21 protein-coding genes are annotated in these 21,143 nt (G+C 69.4%); 10 read left to right on the forward strand and 11 right to left on the reverse strand.

Going from position 1 to position 21,143, the window contains the following annotated elements:
* The first annotated feature begins 87 nt into the window (after positions 1–87).
* The 3 genes from QM517_RS15545 to arfB all read left to right on the forward strand — a co-directional run bounded on the left by QM517_RS15545 (position 88) and on the right by arfB (position 2,280).
* Complete coding sequence (locus QM517_RS15545; RefSeq protein WP_283288695.1) at positions 88–888, forward strand: ABC transporter ATP-binding protein; 801 nt, start codon at positions 88–90, stop codon at positions 886–888.
* On the forward strand, positions 885–1,646 hold the full coding sequence (locus QM517_RS15550; protein WP_283288697.1) for an ABC transporter permease: 762 nt from the start codon (positions 885–887) through the stop codon (positions 1,644–1,646). Before QM517_RS15545 ends, QM517_RS15550 begins: the two co-directional genes overlap by 4 nt.
* A gap of 196 nt (positions 1,647–1,842) precedes the next feature.
* Complete coding sequence (gene arfB, locus QM517_RS15555) at positions 1,843–2,280, forward strand: alternative ribosome rescue aminoacyl-tRNA hydrolase ArfB (protein WP_283288699.1); 438 nt, start codon at positions 1,843–1,845, stop codon at positions 2,278–2,280.
* A gap of 61 nt (positions 2,281–2,341) precedes the next feature.
* On the opposite strand, the gene QM517_RS15560 is transcribed toward arfB, so the two are convergent.
* From QM517_RS15560 to QM517_RS15580, 5 genes are all read right to left on the reverse strand, one after another.
* Entirely contained in the window at positions 2,342–3,235 is an 894-nt protein-coding gene (locus tag QM517_RS15560) for a CPBP family intramembrane glutamic endopeptidase (protein ID WP_283288702.1), read from the reverse strand.
* Positions 3,232–3,609 carry a hypothetical protein gene (locus tag QM517_RS15565; RefSeq protein WP_077050944.1) on the reverse strand — a complete coding sequence of 126 codons (378 nt, stop codon included), beginning with the start codon at positions 3,607–3,609 and terminating at the stop codon, positions 3,232–3,234. The genes QM517_RS15560 and QM517_RS15565 overlap by 4 nt, the downstream gene beginning before the upstream one ends.
* Entirely contained in the window at positions 3,609–4,091 is a 483-nt protein-coding gene (locus QM517_RS15570; RefSeq protein ID WP_077050943.1) for a hypothetical protein, read from the reverse strand. The genes QM517_RS15565 and QM517_RS15570 overlap by 1 nt, the downstream gene beginning before the upstream one ends.
* Before the next feature lie 98 nt (positions 4,092–4,189).
* Complete coding sequence (locus tag QM517_RS18725) at positions 4,190–4,999, reverse strand: MarR family transcriptional regulator (RefSeq protein WP_077050942.1); 810 nt, start codon at positions 4,997–4,999, stop codon at positions 4,190–4,192.
* 80 nt (positions 5,000–5,079) lie between these two features.
* Positions 5,080–7,167, reverse strand: coding sequence for an APC family permease (locus QM517_RS15580; RefSeq protein WP_374114697.1), 2,088 nt, complete (start codon positions 7,165–7,167; stop codon positions 5,080–5,082).
* Between the two features lie 132 nt (positions 7,168–7,299).
* Between QM517_RS15580 and QM517_RS15585 the strand changes: the two genes are divergently transcribed.
* The gene (locus QM517_RS15585) at positions 7,300–8,367 is read left to right on the forward strand and encodes a VanZ family protein (RefSeq protein ID WP_283288708.1); all 1,068 of its coding nucleotides are present in this window, start codon (positions 7,300–7,302) and stop codon (positions 8,365–8,367) included.
* Between the two features lie 196 nt (positions 8,368–8,563).
* On the opposite strand, the gene QM517_RS15590 is transcribed toward QM517_RS15585, so the two are convergent.
* Both QM517_RS15590 and QM517_RS15595 read right to left on the reverse strand, forming a co-directional pair.
* On the reverse strand, positions 8,564–9,775 hold the full coding sequence (locus QM517_RS15590) for a NosD domain-containing protein (RefSeq protein WP_283288711.1): 1,212 nt from the start codon (positions 9,773–9,775) through the stop codon (positions 8,564–8,566).
* 31 nt (positions 9,776–9,806) lie between these two features.
* Positions 9,807–10,025, reverse strand: coding sequence for a hypothetical protein (locus QM517_RS15595; protein ID WP_077050938.1), 219 nt, complete (start codon positions 10,023–10,025; stop codon positions 9,807–9,809).
* A 215-nt stretch (positions 10,026–10,240) separates the two neighbouring features.
* Between QM517_RS15595 and QM517_RS15600 the strand changes: the two genes are divergently transcribed.
* The 6 genes from QM517_RS15600 to QM517_RS15625 all read left to right on the forward strand — a co-directional run bounded on the left by QM517_RS15600 (position 10,241) and on the right by QM517_RS15625 (position 17,149).
* The gene (locus QM517_RS15600; protein WP_283288714.1) at positions 10,241–11,563 is read left to right on the forward strand and encodes an ABC transporter substrate-binding protein; all 1,323 of its coding nucleotides are present in this window, start codon (positions 10,241–10,243) and stop codon (positions 11,561–11,563) included.
* Between the two features lie 148 nt (positions 11,564–11,711).
* Entirely contained in the window at positions 11,712–12,566 is an 855-nt protein-coding gene (locus tag QM517_RS15605) for a carbohydrate ABC transporter permease (protein ID WP_077051371.1), read from the forward strand.
* Positions 12,563–13,399: a carbohydrate ABC transporter permease gene (locus QM517_RS15610; protein WP_283288718.1), complete on the forward strand. Its 837-nt coding sequence runs from the start codon at positions 12,563–12,565 to the stop codon at positions 13,397–13,399. The genes QM517_RS15605 and QM517_RS15610 overlap by 4 nt, the downstream gene beginning before the upstream one ends.
* A 1-nt stretch (position 13,400) precedes the next feature.
* On the forward strand, positions 13,401–14,813 hold the full coding sequence (locus QM517_RS15615) for a NosD domain-containing protein (protein ID WP_283288719.1): 1,413 nt from the start codon (positions 13,401–13,403) through the stop codon (positions 14,811–14,813).
* 11 nt (positions 14,814–14,824) lie between these two features.
* The gene (locus tag QM517_RS15620; protein ID WP_077050935.1) at positions 14,825–15,871 is read left to right on the forward strand and encodes a LacI family DNA-binding transcriptional regulator; all 1,047 of its coding nucleotides are present in this window, start codon (positions 14,825–14,827) and stop codon (positions 15,869–15,871) included.
* Between the two features lie 45 nt (positions 15,872–15,916).
* A complete protein-coding gene (locus tag QM517_RS15625) occupies positions 15,917–17,149 on the forward strand; it encodes a glycoside hydrolase family 32 protein (RefSeq protein WP_283288723.1) in 1,233 nt (410 codons plus the stop codon).
* A gap of 149 nt (positions 17,150–17,298) precedes the next feature.
* Here QM517_RS15625 and ypfJ read toward each other — a convergent pair whose 3' ends face one another.
* From ypfJ to QM517_RS15645, 4 genes are read right to left on the reverse strand one after another with little or no spacing between them, the layout of a single operon-like run.
* Positions 17,299–18,171: a KPN_02809 family neutral zinc metallopeptidase gene (ypfJ, locus tag QM517_RS15630; RefSeq protein ID WP_283288725.1), complete on the reverse strand. Its 873-nt coding sequence runs from the start codon at positions 18,169–18,171 to the stop codon at positions 17,299–17,301.
* A 55-nt stretch (positions 18,172–18,226) separates the two neighbouring features.
* Positions 18,227–19,261 (reverse strand): LacI family DNA-binding transcriptional regulator, encoded by a 1,035-nt coding sequence (locus QM517_RS15635; protein ID WP_283288727.1) that lies wholly within the window; start codon positions 19,259–19,261, stop codon positions 18,227–18,229.
* A 32-nt stretch (positions 19,262–19,293) separates the two neighbouring features.
* Positions 19,294–20,169, reverse strand: a complete 876-nt coding sequence (locus QM517_RS15640) for a carbohydrate ABC transporter permease (RefSeq protein WP_238592351.1) — start codon at positions 20,167–20,169, stop codon at positions 19,294–19,296.
* Positions 20,166–21,104, reverse strand: coding sequence for a carbohydrate ABC transporter permease (locus QM517_RS15645; protein WP_175627583.1), 939 nt, complete (start codon positions 21,102–21,104; stop codon positions 20,166–20,168). The genes QM517_RS15640 and QM517_RS15645 overlap by 4 nt, the downstream gene beginning before the upstream one ends.
* Between the last annotated feature and the right edge of the window lie 39 nt (positions 21,105–21,143).

The following is a 21,143-nucleotide window of genomic DNA, read 5'->3' on the forward strand; positions in this document are numbered from 1 at the left end:
CCTCTCCCGCACGCGTCCTCCGGAACCGGCTGGCCGGAGGCGATGGCCTCGTGCGCCCTCCGGCCGGAACACGACGAGAGGAACACCATGCCCATCACCGATACCGGTCCCGCCATCCGCGTGCGGAACCTCACCAAGTCGTACGGCGACGTCCGCGTCCTCGACGGCCTCGACCTCGATGTCGAACGCGGCACGATCGTCGCGCTCCTCGGCTCCAACGGCGCCGGGAAGACGACGGCCGTCCGGATCCTGTCGACGCTGCTCCGCGCCGACGGCGGGACCGCGGTCGTCGACGGAGCCGACGTCGCGACCCGGGCCGCGCGCGTCCGCGCCGCCATCAGCCTCACGGGGCAGTTCGCCGCGGTCGACGAGGTCCTGACGGGGCGCGAGAATCTCACGCTCGTCGCCCGCCTGCGTCATCTGCCCGACCCCGCCCGCGTGGCCGACACGCTGCTCGAGCGCTTCTCGCTGACGGATGCCGCGCGCCGGGCGGCATCCACGTATTCCGGTGGAATGCGCCGGCGTCTCGACATCGCGATGAGCCTCGTCGGTGAGCCGGCCGTGGTCTTCCTCGACGAGCCGACGACGGGGCTCGACCCGCAGGCGCGCCTGGAGGTGTGGGATGCCGTGCGCTCCCTCGCCGCGTCCGGCACCACCGTGCTGCTCACGACGCAGTACCTCGACGAGGCCGAACACCTCGCCGACCGCATCGCGATCCTGCACGGCGGACGCGTCATCGCCGAGGGAACGCTCGCGGAACTCCGCGCGCTGTTCCCGCCGACGACGGTGGAGTACGTCGAGAAGCAGCCCACTCTGGAGGAGATCTTCCTCGCCATCGTCGGCTCCGCCCCGGGCTCCGCCGGCCCGCTCGCCGAGGAGGAATCATGACCACCCACGCCTTGTCCGACACCGCCGTCCTCACCGGACGGTCGCTCCGGCACATCCTCCGCAGCCCCGACACGATCGTGACGACCGCGATCATGCCGGTCGCGATCATGCTGCTGTTCGTCTTCGTCCTGGGTGGCGCGGTCGACACCGGCAGCACCGCGTACGTGGACTTCCTGCTGCCCGGCATCCTGCTGATCACCGTGGCCTCGGGAATCGCGTACACCGCGTACCGGGTGTTTCTCGACGTGCGCGGCGGGATCGTCGATCGGCTGCGGTCGATGCCCATCGCCCCGGGAAGCGTCCTGTGGGGACACGTCCTCACGTCGCTGCTCGCGAACGCGGTGTCGCTGGCCCTGGTGATCGGCGTGGCACTGCTCGTCGGCTTCCGGTCGGGCGCGTCGCCCGTCGCGTGGCTCGGGGTCGTCGGCATCCTGATGGCGTACACGCTCGCCCTCACGTGGGTGGCGGTGATCGCCGGCCTCGCGGCGAAGACCATCGACGGTGCCAGCGCGTTCAGCTACCCGCTGATCTTCCTCCCCTTCGTCAGCTCGGCGTTCGCGCCCACCGACACCATGCCCGGTCCCGTGCGCTGGTTCGCCGAGAACCAGCCGGTGACGTCCCTCGTGGATGCCATCCGCGCCCTGCTCGCGCAGCAGCCCGTCGGCGCGAGCGTGTGGATCGCACTGGCGTGGTGCGCCGGCATCCTCGCGGTCGCGTGGGCCGTCGCGGTGACGCTGTTCCGGCGGTCCGGCCGCTGACGCCGGACCCGGTGTCCCCGCCCGCCTCGGCGGGTGGGGCGGGGCCGCAACCTCAGTTCAGTGTCCAAGACACGCGGGTCGCCTCGTTCGGCGTCCGCGTGTCTTGGACACTCAACGGGTTGGGGGGCGACCGGATGCCGGCGCCCGGAGGCGGATCCTGCCGGAGTTGTTCGCAGAGACCGCGCATGATGGAGCCATGCCCTCCTCCGACGGACCCGACGTCCGCGTCAGCGCCGGACTCGTGATCCCGGCGTCCGAGCTGTCGTGGCGGTTCTCGCGCTCGTCGGGCCCGGGCGGACAGGGCGTGAACACCACCGACTCCCGCGTGGAGCTGATGTGGGATGCCGCCGGCTCCGCGGTGCTGTCACGGGTGCAGCGCGAGCGTCTTCTCGAGCGACTGGGTGATCGCCTGGTCGGCGGGGTGCTGACGATCGCGGCGTCCGAGCATCGGGCCCAGCTGCGCAACCGCGACGCCGCGCGCGCCCGACTCGCCGCGCTCGTGGGCGAGGCCGTGCGCGCACCCGCGACCCCGCGTCGGGCGACGCAGCCGACCCGTGGTTCTCAGGAGCGTCGCCTGCAGGCCAAACAGCGCCGTACCGATGTGAAGAGGATGCGGCGGCGCCCCACCGACTGAGGTCGAGCGCCCCGGATGCCGCTGGCACGGCCCCCGCCCGTGCGGCGGGGGCACCGCGGGGTCAGGCCTCCACGCGGACGCGGGCGGGCTCGTCGGCCTCGGCGCGGCCGTGGGCGTCACCGCGCGTCACGATGAGCAGGACGATGGCCCACGCCACGTAGGCGAACGTGCCCGCGGTCGCCACCAGGTTGGCGGTGTTGACCGACGCGTTCGTGCCGTCGTCGATGCCGCCCGAGGCCAGGATCGTCGTCGGGTCGGTCAGCGCGTGGAGGAGGATCGGCCAGATGAGCGACCCGCCCGTGCGCAGCGTCGCGTACATGCAGATACCGAAGGCGAAGGTGTAGACGACCGTGGGGCCCACGATCGCGAAGCTCTGCCCGGTGAACAGGTTCGACAGGTGCAGCAACGCGAAGATGAGCGACGAGAGGGTCATGACCGCCCACTCGCGGTACCCGTGGCGTCGGAGCATCGTGACGCCCATGCCGCGGGTGAGGAACTCCTCCGAGAACCCGACGAACAGCCCGGCGATCAGGACCGAGACGACGACCGCCGCCCCGTACCGGCCGTACTCGATGCCGATGAAGTGGAACACGATCGGCACGAGGATGAGGATCGGTCCGAGCCAGAACCACCACTTGCGTCCGACCGGCTGACGTCCGAACAGCGGACGCGGCAGCCACCCGATGCTGGCCGCGATGATCACCAGGATGATCGAGCCGACGAGCGGTTGCACCCCGATGGAGATGAAGGCTCCCAGCGGCGTCGCGAAGATGTCGTCACCCTGCACGAGGCCGCCGAGGACCGGACGCAGAGCGAGGCCGACGAGGTTGTACAGCGCGATGTAGATCGCCGCCATCAGGACGGCGCGCCACCATCCGCCCCGGTTCCAGAATCGCTGCCAGCCGTTCGTGCCGATGGTCTCGCGGTCGCGGTCGCCGGTCGAGGTCGCGCTCACGCGAAGAACCGGTTCGCTCGGGCCGTGTAGAGCAACGCGATCCCGATGCCGGCCAGGACGATCGTGATGATCGCGCCCACGAGGACGTTCGCGTCCTGGTGGGTCGCCGCCTGGAGGATCGAGCTCAGGATGCTGAGCCCGAGGGATGCCGTGACGATGACGCGGGCGATGCGGTTCGCGCCGAAGAGACCGAAGCTCACCAGCAAGGTGATGACCCCCACGACGATCCCGATCCATGCCGACGGCACGGAGACGCCCGCGGGGGCGATGGCTCCGGTGAGGATCAGGATCGAGAGGCCGATTTGAAGGACGGCGGTGATCCAGGCGATGACGGCGACGAGTGTCACGCCCCCCGGACGGTCGTTGTAGGCCATCAGTGTGCGTCCTTTCCGAGTTCGGCGAGAAGCTCGTTGAGCCCGAGGCCGCCGATGGTCTGAGCCTCAAATTCGAGGGTGGTGCCGGTGTTCGTGTCGGTGAGTTCGATCACGCGGACGGTGCCGCTGTGCCGCGTGCGGACCTCGAGGTCGGCGCGCGCGATGTGGGCGACGGGGTGCAGGTTCTTCCACCCGCCGACGATGCCGGTGGACTGCCGGCCGAGCACGTGGAGCTTCGACTCGGACACGGCAAGGACAATGGAGGGGTAGCTCCCGTGCGAAGCGCTCTGCGCCCGTTGGGCCAGCATCCCGCCCGCGACGCCCCAGGCCGTCTGATTGTCGCCTCCGGCGCTGACGCCGATGACGGAGCCGATGAGGCCCGCCTTCGTCGAACCACGTGGCATGACCACGGCGACGTCGATGATCTGATCATCGGGCACGACCGCCTGGGCACCTTCCCGTGCGTGCTCTTCTCGTGACATTTCCGACTCCTTCGTATCCCTTTCAGGACAGTACCGAGAGAGTTCATTATGGGACAAGTGCGAACAGTTCGCGGTTCTAACAAACCGGGCGTGGAGTCTCAGGCCGTCCGCCAGGCCGCGAGTTCGGCGAAGAGCGCGGCGAGCGACGCGGACTCCTGTTCGATTCCGAAGGCGACGGCCCCGACGGCCTCGAACCCTGCGGGCGTCGCCCGGATCACGACGGCCCGCCGATCCTCGGGCACTGTGCCGCGCACGCGCGCGACGAAACCCTTCGCGCACAGCTGGTCCACGACGTGCGAGGCTCCCGCCGCCGAGAGTTCCAGCGGACCCGCGAGCTCGCTCGGACGTACCCCGCCCTGCATCGCGATCAGGACCAGCGCAGCCCGTTGGCGCGCCGCCAGCTTTCCCCTCGTCGCGGCTGCCGGCATGTACCGGACCAGGCGGGAGCCCGCCTCGCAGATGCGCAGGAGGAGGTCGAGAGCGTCGGAGGGTGAGACGGGAGGCGACGACGGAGCCGGCGTCCCCATCCCGTCGCTGATGGCGCGGGCGATGTCGGTGCTTGCGGAGAAGAACGCGGTGGTCTCCCGGTGAAGGGTCAGCGCCCTCTCCTCACCGGCGGCGGTCAGGACGACCTCCACGGCCCGCGCGTCCGTCGCGGCCGCGCGCGTGACGACCAGGTCCTCCGTCTGCAACCGCAGGACGAGACGCGAGACGGCACGACGCCCGAGCCCGCTGACGTCCGCGAGGCGACGGGTGGTGACCATCCGCTCGGAGGCGAGCAGGACGAGCGCGATGATCTCCTCGATCTCGGCCCAGCTCGTGCCGAAGACGGCGTCGACGACCCGTGTCATCCGGTCGTTGAAGTCGCCCAGCAATCCGATCGCGCGCCCGCGCGCCTCGTCATCCACTCCTGCGCTCGCTCCTCCCCCTCCCGGTATCCAATCAGGATCGCGGGAGGGGTGCCTGCGCGTTCACCCGGCTCGGGTGCTCAGGATGCCGGGGAGTTCGGCGTCTTCCCGCGGTGCGCGGGCACCTCGGCGACGGGCTGGCCACCGCGCTGCTGACCCGGGAGCGGACGCGAGCGCCGGCCGTAGATGAGCTCCGACGAGTCGAGCAGCCACGGGACGAGCGTGATCGAGACGCCGTGCACGAGCATCAGCTGCTGCGCGAGGCGACGCGAGCGGCGGTTGTGGAGGATCGACTCCCACCAGTGGCCCACGATGAACTGCGGCAGGTAGACCGTGACGACGGCCGAGCCGTGCTTCTCGCGGTAGCTCTTGATGAAGGTCGTGACCGGTGACGTGTACGTGCGGTACGGCGATTCGATGATGACGAGCGGGATGGGCATCTCGTGCGCCGCCCACTCCTTCTGCAGGCCCGCGGCATCCTCCTCGGTGATCGCCACGTGCACCGCCAGCGTCTTGTCGTGCTTGGCGGCGAGGGCGTAGTCGATCGCCTTCATGACCGGCTTCTGCAGACGGTTCACGAGGATGATCGCGACGTCGCCCGACGAGCCGAAGTGCACGTCGTCGTCCATGCGGATCTCGTGCTCGACGTCGCGGTAGTAGCGGTTCACGCCGAGCATGAGCGTCGCGAGGATCGGGATCGCGATGAACACCAGCCACGCGCCGTGCGTGAACTTCGTGATCGTGACGATGAGGAGCACGAGCACGGTGAGGGAGGCGCCGAGGGAGTTGATCCACAGGCCCGTGATCGCGGAGCGTCGCTCGTACCGCGCGCTCTGCTGCCGCGCCGCCTCGGGCGACAGCGCGCGAAGGCCGGCCAACGTCCGGCGCCAATGGCGGACCATGCCGATCTGTCCCAGCGAGAAGGACACGAACACGCCGATGATGTACAGCTGGATCAGGGTCGTGAGGTTCGCCTGGTAGACGATCAGCACGCCGATCGCGACGATGCCGAGGATCACCATGCCGTTGGAGTAGACGAGACGGTCACCGCGGGTGTTCAGCGCCTTGGGGGCGTAGCCGTCGCGCGCGAGCACGGCACCCAGCAGCGGGAAGCCGTTGAACGCGGTGTTCGCCGCGAGCAGGAGCACGCACGCGGTCGCGGCCTGGATGATGAAGAACGGGATGCTGCCCATGCCGAACGTGGCGGCGGCCACCTGCGCCATGAGGCTCGGCTGCGGGAGCGTGCAGTCGAAGCCGACCAGGTTGCAGGGGTTCTCGGCGTAGTGCACGCCGGCGAGCAGCGCCAGGAGGGTCAGGCCGACGAAGAGGGCGATCGCGATGCCGCCCATGAGCGTGAGGGTCGTCTGCGCGTTGCGGATCTTGGGCTTGCGGAACGCCGGCACGCCGTTGGAAACGGCCTCGACGCCGGTCAGGGCCGAACACCCGCTCGAGAACGCGCGGAGGACGAGGAGGATGAGCGCGGCCTGCGTCAGCGATTCGGCCTGCACGGCGTATTGGGCGCTGGATGCCACCGGCACATCGCCGAGCACGGCGCGACCGAGACCGACGACGATCATGATGCCGACCGACCCGATGAACAGGTACGTCGGAATGGCGAAGACCGAGGAGGCTTCGCGGACTCCGCGGAGATTGACGATGACGATGAGGATGACGAATCCGACGGCGATCTCGACCCGGAAGGGGTTCAGTTCCGGGAGCGCCGAGATGATGTTGTCGACCCCGGATGCCACCGACACCGCGACCGTGAGCACGTAGTCCACCAGCAGAGCGGCGGCGACCACGACACCGGGGACCTCGCCGAGGTTCTTGCTGGCGACCTCGTAGTCGCCACCGCCCGAGGGGTACGCCTTGATGAGCTGCCGGTAGCTCAGGACGACCACGACCAGCAGGACGACGACGGCTGCGGCGACCCAGGGGCTGAGCGTCAGCAGGGCCGTTCCTCCGATCAGCAGGATCATCAGCAGCTCCTGTGGCGCATAGGCCACGGAGGAGAGTGCGTCGGAGGCGAAGATGGGGAGGGCCATCTTCTTGGGGAGGAGCTGTTCGTCGAGTTTTTCCGACGTGAGAGGCTCGCCGATCAGGATGCGCTTGGCCATCGGCGTCGGTTCGCCGGGCTCGCGACTTTCGTCAGTCACGGCGCGCGACATTACGCGCACTACCGCCCGTACGCAATCTGACCCGCGGCGCGTTCACCGGCTGGTAGTCATCCGGCGAGGTGCACGGGTGACCGTAACGGTGAGAACTCCGTGGCCTCGGGCACTATTCCCTAGGCTCGCCGGGTGCACAACATCATCGGATCGGGGAGCCTGGCGATCTTCCTCGGAGGCGTCGTGGCGTTCCTCGCCTTCGTGCCGTTCGTGGCCGTCAGCTACCGACGGCGCGGGCGGCTCTCGTTCGGCCGGACGCTCCTGTGGGCGGGCGCGGCGGTGTATTTCTGGGCCATCTGGACGTACACGCTCGTCCCCATGCCCGACAGCGACGCCTACCGCTGCGCGGGGAGGAACCTCCGCCCGTTCCAGTTCGTGGACGAGATCCGGGATGCCGTCGCCGTCTCGGGCCGCTACCTCACCGATCCGGTCGTGCTGCAGGTCGCGTTGAACGTTCTCCTGTTCGTGCCGCTCGGATTCTTTCTGCGCGTGCTCGGCGGGCGCGGCATCGTGGTCGCCGGGCTCGTCGGTCTCGCGATCAGCGGGATCATCGAGACGACCCAGCTGACGGGTGTGTGGGGCCTGTTCCCGTGCGCGTACCGCGTCTTCGACGTCGACGACCTCATCGCCAACACCTCCGGCGCGCTCCTGGGATCACTCGTCGCGTTCGCCGTGCCGCGGAAGCACCGCGGACTGGAGAAGTCCCCGGATGCCGAGATCCCCCGGCCCGTCACGCGCGGCCGCCGGGTGCTCGGCATCCTGTGCGACGTGGTGGGCATCGGACTGCTCGGATCGGGCGTCGCGGTGGCGCTGCAGGCGGCGCTGGTCCTCCTGTTCGACGACCCGGGACGCACGGGTGACCTCGCCTCGGCGGTGGGCACGGGCGTCGGCGCCGTCGTGTGGCTCGTCGTGATCCTCGGTACCGGGCGTTCGGTGGGCGACCTCGCCACCCGCGTGCGGTACACGAACGGCGTCCTGCCGACCTGGCTCGCGCGGGTGCTGCGGTTCCTGACCGGCGCGGGCGCCTACACGGTGCTCGAGGGCCTCCCGGCGCCGTGGTCGCTGCTTTCGGTGGTGCTCCTCATCGCCACGATCGCGCTGCTGTTCGCGTGGCGCGACGGACGGGGCCTCACCGGCTGGATCGGGCGTCGTCGGCTCGTCGACGACCGTGAGGGCGTGGTGAGCCCGATCACCCGCTGAGCCCTGCTCCCCGGGGCTGCTGCGCGGGGCGGTGCGGGCTGTCGTGCGGAGTTCGTGGGCGACGCGCCGGGTGGTGGCATCCGGTGTCGGCGTGTCGGGCGAGGACTCCGCGCGACGGCATGGCGGACCGAGGCCGGGGGGCCGAGCCCGAGGCCGAGCCCGGACCGAGGCCGAGCCCGAGGCCGGCCGCCCGGCGTCAGGGCGTCGCGCGGAAGCCGTAGGTCGCCGCGCCGAGTGCCTGGAACTCGGCCGTCGTGCCGGAATCCAGGACCTTGGTGTTCGTCGTGCTCCCATCGAGCACCGCCGACCGGACGGCGACGTTCGCGGCGTGGTGGTTCATCGCCAGGTAGTTGTTGCTCCCCGATTTCACCAGGACCATCGTGGGAACCGCACCCGAGGGCAGGACGTTCGCCGGCGGGACGTCGAACGAGAAATGGTTCGTGACCACGGTGTTCCCGCTGCCGCGTACGTGGATCAGCCCGAAGAGGTCGTCCTGCGGGGCGGGGACGCTCTGGAACGGCGGGAAGCTCTCGCGGTTGCGCAGGAAGTGGTTGCTGCTGATCAGGTTGTTGTCGCAGGTGCCCTCGGTCGTGATCATGCCGGAGAAGAAGCTGTGCAGGCGGTTCGCCGTGACGCTGCTGTTCCCGCAGTTCTTCAGGTGCACGCTGCTCTTGCCGCGAGGGAACACATTGTTGCCCGAGATGAGCAGACCGAAGTGGCCCTCGGCGAAGATCGAGAATCCGTAGGGGCCCGCGCCGACGAGGTTGCCGCTGACGAGGCTGGCCTGTCCGGATGCGACGAGCTCGATGCAGCTGCCGCACTCGGCGATGAAGTTGTTCGTCACCGCCAGCGCGTCGGCACCCGTGACGACGAGCCCGCGCTGCAGGTACACCAGGCCCATCCCGGCAATCCGCAGGGAGTCGGTGTCGCTGGTGGAGCGGATGCCGATCTTGCCGTTGGTGTAGCTGTTCTGGTTCGGCGTGAATGAGACGCCGTCGAGGCAGAAGTCGATGAACTCGATCGAGCTCAGTCGCGGCGATCCGGAGCGCTGGATGAGGAACGCCTCGGCGTTGCCGTCGGTGTTCTCGACGCGGATCCGGCTGCCGCCGGGGAAGATCTCCCACCACGACGACGTGTCACCCGCGTTGTACCGGATGCTCGACGACGTGAAACCGTGGCCTGAGCCCTTGATCTGCAGGTAGCTGATGTCGATGACGGCGCGGGTCTTGAGCGAGTAGTCGCCCGGCGGGATGTAGATCACCGCTCCGGGCTTCGACGCCTGGGAGGTCTGCGTCGACTTGATGTCGGCGATGATGCTGTTGATCACGGCGCCGATGTCGGTGGAGGCCGTGACCGTCGGTGCGGAGGGGATCGTCCAGGTCGTCACGTCGTAGATGGTCGAGGGCATGTCGGCTCCTTCGCCGTTCGGGTCGTTCGCGTCAGAGCACGCCGAGCAGCGTGCGGTGGGGTCGTGCGGGTGGCGTGTTCGCGGCGGCGGGGGCTGCTGCGCCGGCCGTGGGTGCCGCGACGGCGGGGCGGGCGCCCCAGGTGCCGACGGCGCCGGCCGCGAGGGCGATGGAGAGGAACCCCCGCCGGGTGAGTCCGCCCGCGGAGGCGGTGGCCGCCGGCGCGAGTCGGCGTGAGCGTATGCGGGTCATGGTTCTCCTTCGAGCCAAATGGATTTGGCATGCAGCCTCGAGGCGAGAGTAGAACGGGCTCGCGGGGCGGGCAAGCGCCAAAGACTTTGGCCTCCGGCCGCGCTTGACGGGTGCGGCATGCGGCCGTTAGCTTCATGCCAAGACGATTTGCCAAAACGTATTGGCGGAGACTCCCACCCGCACTTTCCCGAATCACTCACGAAGGAGTCGAAGTGATGAAGCTTCGCACGCAACAGCAGACCGGACTCGTCCGGCGCGCGATCGGACCGCTCGCCGTCGTGGCGGCCGCGGCCGTCGTCCTCACCGGATGCGGTGCCGGCGGCGGCACCGGTGCAGCCGAGGAGAATTCCACCCTCACCGTCGTCGTGGAGGGCGGCGGCAAGGCCGAGCTCCAGCCGATCGCCGACCTCTACAAGAAGGAGAAGGGCACCGACGTCACGCTCGTCGAGCTGCCCTACGACGGCCTGTACGACCGCATCCAGTCCGAACTCCAGGCCGGCACGCCGTCGTTCGACGTCGCCGCCCTGGATGCCATCTGGCTCCCGGCCTTCGCTCCGGGTCTCGCCCCCCTCGACGACCTGTTCACGGACGACGTGAAGAACGATCTCTTCGACGGTCTCGTGGGGGAGTCGCAGGTCGACGGGAAGCACATCGGGATGCCGGTGTGGACGAACTCCGAGATCCTCTTCTACCGCACCGACCTGTTCGAGGACGCCACCAACAAGGCCGACTTCCAGGCGAAGTACGGTTACCCGCTGGCCGCCCCCACCACGTGGGAGCAGTACCGCGACGTCGCCGAATTCTTCACCCGTGACACCGATGGCGATGGAACCGTCGACCTCTACGGCACCGACGTGAAGGGCGCCGTCGAGACCGAGTGGCTCGCCACCGTCTCGCAGGCCGGGGAGTCGCAGATGGTCCTCGACCCCTCGAGCGGCGACGTCACCATCGACGACGCGAAGCACAAGGCGGCTCTCGACTTCTACGTCAGCCTGCTGCCGTACGCGCCGTCCGGTGCCGCCCAGCTCGACTGGGCCGGAGCGCAGAACCTCTTTTACCAGGGCAAACTCGCCATGATGCGCTTCTGGGGCCACGCCTACCGGCAGACTCCGGCGGATTCGCCCGTGAAGGACTCCATCGGCGTCGCGCCCATGATCGGCGGACCCGGGGGAGTGGCCGGGGTTCCCGGCGCCTGGTACCTGTCGGTGCCCGCGAGCGGGACGAAGCAGGATGCCGCGAAGGACTTCATCGCGTTCGCGTACGAGCACAACGACCTCGCCGCCGACACGTCGCTGGGACTCGTCGCCCGCAAGAGCGCGTTCGAGTCGAAGGCCGACGTCGCCGGGTTCGAGAACTACGGGGCCCTCGTGAAGACCCTCGAAGCTCCCGGCTCCGCGCCCCGCCCGGCGACGCCGGAGTGGCAGGAGATCGTCGACTCGGTGCTCGTGCCGATGCTGCAGAAGGCCGTCGAGCCGGGAGCGGACACCGCCAAGCTCCTCTCCGACGCCAAGACCCAGATCCAGTCGATCGTCAACTGACGATCCCGTTCGAAAGCATTCCGTGGAGACCATTGCTCCTCCCGCCCGCGACGGGGTGGCCCCGGCCGCCCCGTCGCGGGACGTGCCGGCGGCCCCGCGTCGGCGCCGCAGCAAGGACGCCGGAGACCGGCGCTTCGCCCTGGCCCTCATGGCCCCGGCAGCGCTGTTTCTCGCTGTGTTCGTGCTGTGGCCGCTCGTCCGCTTCGTCTACGACAGCTTCTTCGAGATCTCGCCGTTCGCGGGAGCCGGTCGCACATTCGTCGGGCTCGCCAACTACGCCGCGGCCTTCGGGTCCGAGACGTTCCAGTCGGCATCGATGCGCACAGTGGTCTACACGGTCGTCGTGGTGACGGCGGAGTTCGTCCTCGGCCTCGCCGTCGCCCTGCTCTTCACCGCTCTGGGACGTCGATCGGCGGTCTTCCGCACGATCTTCATGTATCCGCTCATGATCGCCCCCGTCGTCGCGGGACTCCTGTGGCGTTTCCTGCTCATCGACAACTTCGGCATCGTCAACGAGCTGCTCACCCGTGTCGGCATCCTGTCGGATCCGAGCCAGATCGCGTGGCTGAGCGATCCGCGCATCGCCCTGTTCTCGGTGGCGGTGCCGGACATCTGGCTGACGACGTCGTTCATCACGCTCGTGCTGTTCGCGGGACTGCAGAACATCCCGGGCGACGTCATCGAAGCCGCCCGCATCGACGGGGCTCGCTACCCCCGAATCCTGTTCAGCATCATCCTTCCGCTGCTGCGGCCCGTGATCGCCGTGGCCCTGATCGTCCGGGGCATCGACGCGGCACGGGCGTTCGACATCATCCTCATCCAGACCGACGGTGGGCCGCAGAACAGCACCACCACCCTCAGCCTGCTGATCTACCGCACGATGACGCGCTTCGGCGACCCGGGCCTGGCGAGCGCGATGGGCACGGTCTACCTCGTGGCCATGCTCGCCGTCGCGATCGCGGCCGTCCTGCTCATCTGGCGTCCCGGAGGTACCGCGCGATGAACCCCCTCGAAACGGTCGGCCGCAGCCGCGTGGTGCTGTGGGCACTGCTCGCCGTCGTCGTCGCCCTGTACGGCTTCCCCTTCCTCTACCTCCTCCTGACGTCGTTCAAGACCCCGTTGGATGCCATCGCCGTTCCACCCACGGTCCTCCCCGGCGTCTGGACGCTCGAGAACTACGTCTCGGCGCTGTCGCGCGCGGGAGTGCCGGCCGCCCTGATCAACAGCGTGGTGACCGCGGTGATCTCGACCGCCCTGTCGCTCCTGTTGGCCGTACCGGCGGCCTACGCGATCACGCGGTTCCGGACCCCGAGCGGTCGCGTGTTCATCCTCGCGGCCCTCGTGACCCGCATGGTTCCGACCATCGCCGTCGGAGCGCCTCTCATCGAGGTGATGCGATCGCTGGGCCTCACCGACACCTCGTTCGGGCTGGCCCTCGCGCACACGACGATCTCGCTGCCGTTGTCGATCTGGCTCATGGCCAGCTTCTTCGAGGCGGTGCCCGATGAGCTGGGCGAAGCCGCCGAAGTCGACGGGTGCTCCCGTCTCCAGGCGATGGTGCGCGTCGTGCTGCCTGTGGTGTCCGGGGGGCTCGCGGTCACGGCGATCTTCGCGTTCCTCGCCTCGTGGAACGAGTTCCTGTTCGCGCTGCTGCTCACCTCCGTGCGAGCGCAGACGACGCCCGTCGTCATCGCCAACTTCCAGACCCAGTTCGGCCTCGACTGGGGTGGCATGACCGCGCTGGCGACGGTCTACTCGGTCCCCGTCATCCTGCTCACGCTGTTCCTCCAGCGGCACATCGTCGCCGGTCTCACCCTGGGTGCTGTGAAGGGCTGACATGGCACTCGCAGATAAGGAGAACTCGCCGATGCCTCCGCGCAACAACCGCTACGACGTGACCGAATGGCCCCATGGCGACGCCGCTCAGGACATCGGCGCGGTGATCAACGACATCCTGCGCGACGTCAAAGAGCGCCAGCAGGGGGCCGACGTCGAAGACGGCGGTCGTCCCGGAGCCGTCATCCAGATCCCGCCGGGCGACTACCGCCTGCGCACGCAGGTGGTCATCGACCTCAGCTTCGTGCGCATCGAGGGGGCGGGGCACGGGTTCACGTCCTCCAGCATCCGGTTCAACGTCCCCGAGTCCGAGTGGGCGGGGTTGCACGAGCTTTGGCCGGGCGGGAGCCGGGTCATGGTCGATCTCGTCGACGTTCAGCCGGACGACGAGTCATCCGGAGCCGCGTTTCTCGTGGCGCGCACGGGCAGCCCGCGGATCAGCTCGGTGGAGTTCAGCGGCTTCTGCATCGACGGTCTGCATTTCATGGCGCCCGGACCCGACGACAATGTGGAGAACTCCTACGTCAACGGCAAGACCGGGATCTTCGTCCGGGATGCCAATGACTCCTTCCGCGTGAACGGGATGGGGTTCGTGTACCTCGAGAACGCGCTCACCATCTACAACGCCGACGCGCTGTCGATCCACGACAACTTCATCGCCGAGTGCGGGAGCTGCGTGGAGCTGCGCGGGTGGGGGCAGGCGTCGAAGATCACCGACAACCTCATCGGCGCGGGGTTCGCGGGTCATTCCATCTACGCCGAGAATCACGGCGGTCTGCTCATCACCGCCAACAACGTCTTTCCGCGCGGGTCCAGCAGCGTCTCGCTCCACGCGGTGACACGGTCGAGCGTCACGAACAACCGCCTGCACTCGTTCTACCCCGGCATGGTGGTCCTGGCGGCCGGCAGTTCCGAGAACCTCGTGGCATCCAATCACTTCCTGCGCGACCATGAGCCGTGGACACCGTTCCTCGGGGTCGAGGGACGCTACGACGACGCGTTCGGCCTCGTGAACGTCGACGGCGACGGCAACTCGATCATCGGCAACCACTTCTCCGAGGTGGTCGCCGCGTCACGGGTCCGGCCGGACGGTGCGGCGCCCGTGATCGTCCGGCTGGCCGCGGGCCGCGGCAACCGGGTGTCCGACAATCACGTCGTGGCCTCCGACGTCGACCCGGGCTCACAGGATTCGGCATTCGAGGCGCAGGTCGAGGCATTGCTGTCGACCGCGGAGGCACGGCCGCTCGCGGTGGTCGCGGTGCGCGTGGACGCGGCGTCCACCGGTAACACGATCCTCGACTCCGGGACCGAGGACGAGGTGGATGCCGACCTCACGGTCAACGCGGTCCGCTTCACACCCGCCGTCCGGACGTCGCACAGCACCGTGCCGGGGCAGAAGATGGTACGAACGTGAGGGGGGCGACGATGACCGAGACGCGGCTGACCGAGAAGACGGCGGGGATCCGTGACGTCGCCGCGCGCGCCGGGGTGTCGCAGACCACCGTCTCGCACGTGCTCAACGCCACCCCGCATACCCGGGTCAGCGAAGAGACCGCCGCTCGTGTGCGCGTCGCGGCGGAGGAGCTCGGCTACCGTCCGAACCGCCTGGCCCGTGGCCTGCGCACGCAGGCGTCGGAGATGATCGGACTCCTCACCGAGGAGATCGCGACCACCCCGCACGCCGGTCGCATCATCCTCGGGGCGCAGGAGGAGGCGAGCCGCCACAACCTCACACTGGCGATCATCAACTCCGAGCTGAACCCCGATCCGGAGGTCCCCCCGGTGCAGGTGCAGGCGTTCCTCGACCGCCAGGTCGACGGCATCATCTACGCCACCGTCTACCACGACGAGATCGTCGCGCCCGAGAACCTCTCCGCCCGCCCGGCCGTTCTCATCGGTGCGCGCGACAGCTCCGGCATCCTGCCCGCCGTCCTCCCCGACGAACGCGCCGGGGCCGTGGCGGTCGTCGAGATGCTCGTCGCGCGGGGGCACCGCCGCATCGCCTTCGCCGCGAGCGCCGAAGACGTCCCGGCCACCCGCGGCCGCCTCGGTGGCTACCTCGAGGCGATGGCCGCGGCGGGGCTGCCCACCGAGGGGTTGGTCGCCGAGGGGAGCTCCGACGCCCGCGGCGGCTACACCGCCACGAACGCCCTCCTGGATGCGGGCCCTACGGCGCTGTTCTGCTACAACGACCGGATGGCGATGGGTGCCTACCGGGCAGCCGGGGAACGCGGGCTGTCGATCCCCGGCGACCTGTCGGTGGTCGGGTTCGACGACCAGGCGCCGATCCCCGAAAGCTTGTTCCCGCCTCTGACCACCGTCGCCCTCCCGCACTACGAGATGGGGGCGTGGGCCGTCGACGCGTTGTACGCCGTCGTCAGCGGGTCGGGCGAGCGGGCGGCATCCTTCGCGCCGACGCTGCTGGCGTGCCCGCTCGTCGAGCGCGAGTCGGTTGCGGCGCCCCGAGCCTGACCTTTCCCCCTCCCCCTTCCGGGACCCTTCCTTCGGAGACCCTCCATGCGCCCTTCGCTGCATTTCACCGCCCGTTCGGGCTGGATCAACGACCCCCACGGCATCACCTGGCGTGACGGCGAGTACCACGCGTTCTTCCAGTACGTCCCTGATCGGGTCGAGTGGGCTCCGAGCTGCCACTGGGGCCACGCCAGCGGGCCCGACCTCCTGTCGCTGCAGGAACGCGCCGTCGTCCTCGCGCCGGGAGACGGCGATGACGGGATCTGGACCGGATGCCTCGTGGTCGACGGCGACGACCTGCGCATCTTCTACACCGCGATCACCGAACCCGACTTCGGCATCGGCCGCGTGCGTGTCGCAACGCCCGATGCCGGCCTCGACGGGGCCTGGGTGAAGGGCGAGGTCGTCGTCACCGCGCCCACCGAGCTCGACCTCATCGCGTTCCGCGACCCCTTCATCCGTCGTGACGGCGACGGTTGGCGGATGTTCGTCGGTGCGGCGGGACGCGACGGGACGGCGATGGCGCTGACCTGGACGTCTCCCGACCTTCGTGCGTGGCGGTACACCGGTGTGGCGCTGCAACGCTCGACCGAGCTGACGGAACCCGTCTGGATGGGGGCGCTGTGGGAGTGTCCGCAGTTCGTCACGCTCGACGGCGGGGACATCATGATCTCGTCGGTCTGGGACGCCGACATCCTGCACTACGCGGGCTACGCCGTCGGCGGGTTCGACGGCGATCGCTTCGACGCCGAGGCGTGGGGGCGCCTGACCTACGGCGACGGTCTGTACGCTCCGTCCCTGTTCTTCGACGCCGAGGGCGCCGCGTGCCTCCAATTCTGGATCCGCGGGGTCGGCGACCACGACGCCGGCTGGGAGGGCGCGCACAGCGTGCCGTATCGCCTCGGTCTCGAGGGTTCGGTGCTCACCGCCAGACCGCATCCCGACGTCGCCCGGCACCGCGGCCCGCTCGCCGTCGACGGGCGGGTCGCCGGCCTCGCGGCCGACATCGAGTGGTCGGCGACGAGCGGGCGCCTGACCGTCCGGTCGGGCGGGGCGGAGGCCGTGACGGTGGACAAGGACGACACGGATGCCGTGGTGCGCGTGGGCACGCAGCAGTGGACGGTGCCCGTCGGGGCGGCGGTTCGGATCATCCTCGACGGGCCGGTCTTCGAACTGTCGTCGGAGGCGGGGGTGTTCAGCGCCGTCCTCGCCCCCCTCGGCGACGACCTTCACGTCGAGACAACCGCGGGCACCACGGTCGTGTATCCGTTGAGCTGAACCGTCGGCCTCGGGGACTCCGCCCGTCTCCGCAGGTCAGGGTCTTCGTCGGGGCCCGCGGAACCTCGTCCCACTTCTCGTCGTTCTGGCGCCCTGTGTCCCGCAAGACGTGGGACACACCGCGCCACAAGTGGGACGAGGACCCGGGGCTACAGGCTCGCCGCCGGCACCGAGAACGTGTCGCAGGCGTTGACCCCGCCCGCGCGTCCGGCGTCGAACCACCGCTGGCGCTGCTCGCTCGAACCGTGGGTCCAGCTCTCGGGATTGACGACCCCGCCGGACTCGGCCTGGATGTGATCGTCGCCGACGGATGCCGCGGCGGCCAGGGCGTCGGCGATCTGCTGATCGGTCGGCGGTTCGAGGTAGGGCGTGCCGCTCTCGTCGACCTGATCGCCCGCGTCGGCCACCCACGCGCCGGCGAAGCAGTCGGCCTGGAGCTCGGTGCGCACGCCGTTGCTGTCCGGGCCGGTGCCGTTGTTCGGATACTGCTCCATGACGCCGATGAGGTTCTGCACGTGGTGGCCGTATTCGTGGGCCAGGACGTACAACTGGGCCAGGGGGCCTGCCGTGGTGTCGAACTGCTCGCGCAGCAGCAGGAAGAACGTCGGGTCCACGTAGACGGTCTCCTCGGGCGGGCAGTAGAACGGCCCGGTCGCGTTCGACGCGGTGCCGCACTGCGTCGAGGTCGCGCCGTCGACGATGATCAGCTGCGGCTCGCGGTACCCCTCGACGGTCTTGCCCCAGAACTGGTCGATGTTCAGCGATGCGGCGGCGAGCCGGCAGTCGTCGTTGCGGTTGGCATCCTGTCCGGTCTCGCAGTTCGCGATGCGCTCGCCGCCGGTCTGCGGCGCCGCGGCGCCTCCGCCTCCGACGATCCCGCTCAGGTCGGTGCCGGTGAAGAGCTGGATGAGCAGGAAGACCACCGCGCCGAGGCCCACCGCGCCACCGCCGACGGCGGCGACCGTGCCGCCGCGGCGCTTCGCCGAATTGCCGCCGACGCGGGCGTTGTCGTTGAACGTCACGTCCGAGACGGTAGCGCGTGGCGGGCGCGAAGGAAGGGGGCTTGAAACGCGGCCGTCAGCCGATTCGGCGCACCGTCGCGGTCGCCCGCGGCGGCGCCGTACTCTCCCGCACCACGAGTTGTGGACGGTCCGACGAGAAGCGGCGTCCCGTCTCGCCGGCGATCTCGTTGAGGAGCAGCTGCAGACCCCGGCGCCCGAGCCCGGCGAAGTCCTGGTCGACCGTGGTGAGTGGGGGAGACCACAATGCGGCGAGCGGATGGTCGTCGAAGCCGGCGACCGAGATGTCGTCCGGAACACGCAGACCGGATGCCGTGATCCCGCGGATCACTCCCATCGCGATCTCATCGTTGCCGCAGAACACCGCGGTGACGGCGGGATCCTCGGCCAGACGGCGTCCGATCTCGATACCGGAGCGCGGGTCCCACGTGGCGTCCTCGAGCGGGGGGATGACCGCGCCGCGACGCTTGAGCGCGCGACGCCAGCCGGTCGTCCGGCCGTCCTCCCGTCGCGACGGCGGCACCCGCACGTGGTGCACGGTCGCGTGGCCGAGGTCGAGCAGGTGGTCGGTGAGCTCCTCCGCGGCGCGGGACTCGTCCAGCACCGCTTGCCGCAGCCCCGGCTCGCGGACACCCGAGAGCGCGACCACGGGGAGGGAGGGCGGGATGCGATGCAGCGCGGCGACGCCCGGAGGGTCGAACTTCAGGACGCACACGCCGGCGAGCGGCTGCGAGAGCGTGGCGGCGATCGCCCGGTCGATCTCGACGTCGTCGGTGCTCTCGACCACGGTGATCATCACCGTGTAGTCCCCGGCGCGGGCGGCCTCCTCGATCCCCCGGATGGTCTCGGCGTAGCCGTACTGCGACGTGTCGCCGGCGATGACGGCGATTACCTGCGCCTTGCGGGAGGCCAGCACGCGGGCCGCGGCGCTGGGACGGAATCCCAGCTCCGCGATGGCCACCTCCACTGCCTCGCGCTTGGCGGGGCTCACCTTCGCGGCGCCCGTCAGCACGCGCGACACCGTGGGGACGGAGACTCCCGCGCGCGCGGCGACGTCGGCGATCGTCGCCGGCTTGTTGCGCGAGGGGTCCATCGCTCTCCCTCTCTGCGGGCCGCCGCTGATGGTCACTTGACGGCGCCGCTCGTGATGCCCGAGATGATCTTCCGCTGGGCCACCATGAACGTGATCAGCAGCGGAAGGCTCATCAGGATGATGTACGCGAAGATCAGGTGCCAATTCTGAAGGTAAAGACCGGCGCTCGCCACCTGGTAGAGGTTCAGGGGCAGCGTGTCGAGTCGGCCGCCCACGACGAACAACGCGTAGAAGACGTCGTTCCAGATGTAGAGGCAGATGAGGATCGTCGCGGTCGCGAGCACCGGCATGAGCAGCGGCAGGATGATCTTGACGAACACCCGCACGGGCGAGGCTCCATCCACGCGGGCCGCCTCTTCGAGTTCGACGGGGATCGTGCGTACGAAGCCCGTGACGAAGAAGATCACGGTCGACATGTACATGCCCATGTAGACGCCGATCATGCCGACGGGGGTGCCCGCGAGCCCCAGCTGACGCAGCAGGAGCACGATCGTGACCACGGCCGGAGGGAGCACGATGCCGCTGATCGCGACGGCGTAGACGAAGGCCAGGCCCTTGGAGCGCCGGCGCCCGAGGATCCAGGCCGCCATGGACCCGAGGACCAGCACACCCAGCACCGCCGGCACCATCACGAGGACGCTGCCGCCGAACGCGGCGAGCATGCGCCCGTCGCCGATGACCGTCGCGAAGTTGTCGAAGAGGTGCCACTCCGTCGGGAGCGCCAACGACGGAACGAAGGCTTCGGCCTGCGTCTTGGCGGCGGTGAGGATTGTGAGCAGGAACGGGATGCCGAGCAGGGCGACGGCCACGAGGATCGCGGCGGCGGGCTGCACGACCCGCCCGATCGGCGTGCGGCGGCGAGGAAGTCGACGCGCGCGCCCCGTGGTGAGGGTCATTGTCTCGGTCACAGGACGTCCTCCCGCTTGCGCAGAATCCGGATGACGGGGAAGGCGAGGATCGCGACCACGAGGAACAGCACGAGGCTCATCGTCGTGGCCTGGGCGAACAGGCCCTGGCCGAAGGTCCGGAAGATGAAGATGTTGAGCAGCTCGGTGGTTCCGCCGGGGCCGCCTGCGGTGGTCGCCTGCACGATGTCGAAGCCGTTCATCGAGCCGAGCAGGGCGGTGGCGACGTTGAAGGTGACCGCCGGGGCGAGCAGCGGGAAGCGGATCGCGCGGAACGTCGTCCACCACCCCGCACCGTCCAGGCGCGCGGCCTCGAGCACGTCGTCGCTGATGGTCTTGAGGCCGGCGAGGTAGATGAGCATCGACAGGCCCATCCACTTCCACGCGTGGATGAGTGCGACGACGACGATCGTCCAGGTCGTGCTGCCGAGCCAGGCGATGTCGATGTTCTGCCCCGTCACGGCGCTGAGGATGTCGTTGAGCGCGCCGTCGGGCTTGAGCATGGCCTGGAAGATGTAGCCGACGGCCAGGGCCGACATGATCACGGGCACGAAGAACGCCACGCGCAGCGCGCGGTTCGTCCGGGTGTCCCGCTCGAGCAGTAGTGCGAGGGCGAGGCCGAAGAGGTTCTGGAAGATCGCCACCAGAACGGCGTAGACGAGCGTCACGGTCAGCGCATTCACCAGCGAGCCGTTGGAGAACAACGAGACGAAGTTGTCGGTGCCGATGAAGTCGATGGAGCTCTTGAAGCTCGACCAGTTCGTGAACGCGTAGACGAAGTTGAAGACGGTGGGGACGGCGAAGAACACCACCAGGACGGCGAGCGCCGGGATCAGGAACCACAGCGGGTGGTCCTTCGCGTGCCGACCGCGCGGAGCGGGACGCGCGGATCGCGGCGGCGGCGTCACCGTGCGGGGACGCTCGAGGGTCGAAGTCATGCGTGTTCCTCCCGGGGGAAGTGGAGCGCCGGGTCGGGT

Origin of the sequence: Microbacterium sp. IEGM 1404 (assembly GCF_030056775.1) — a bacterium.
Taxonomy (GTDB): domain Bacteria; phylum Actinomycetota; class Actinomycetes; order Actinomycetales; family Microbacteriaceae; genus Microbacterium.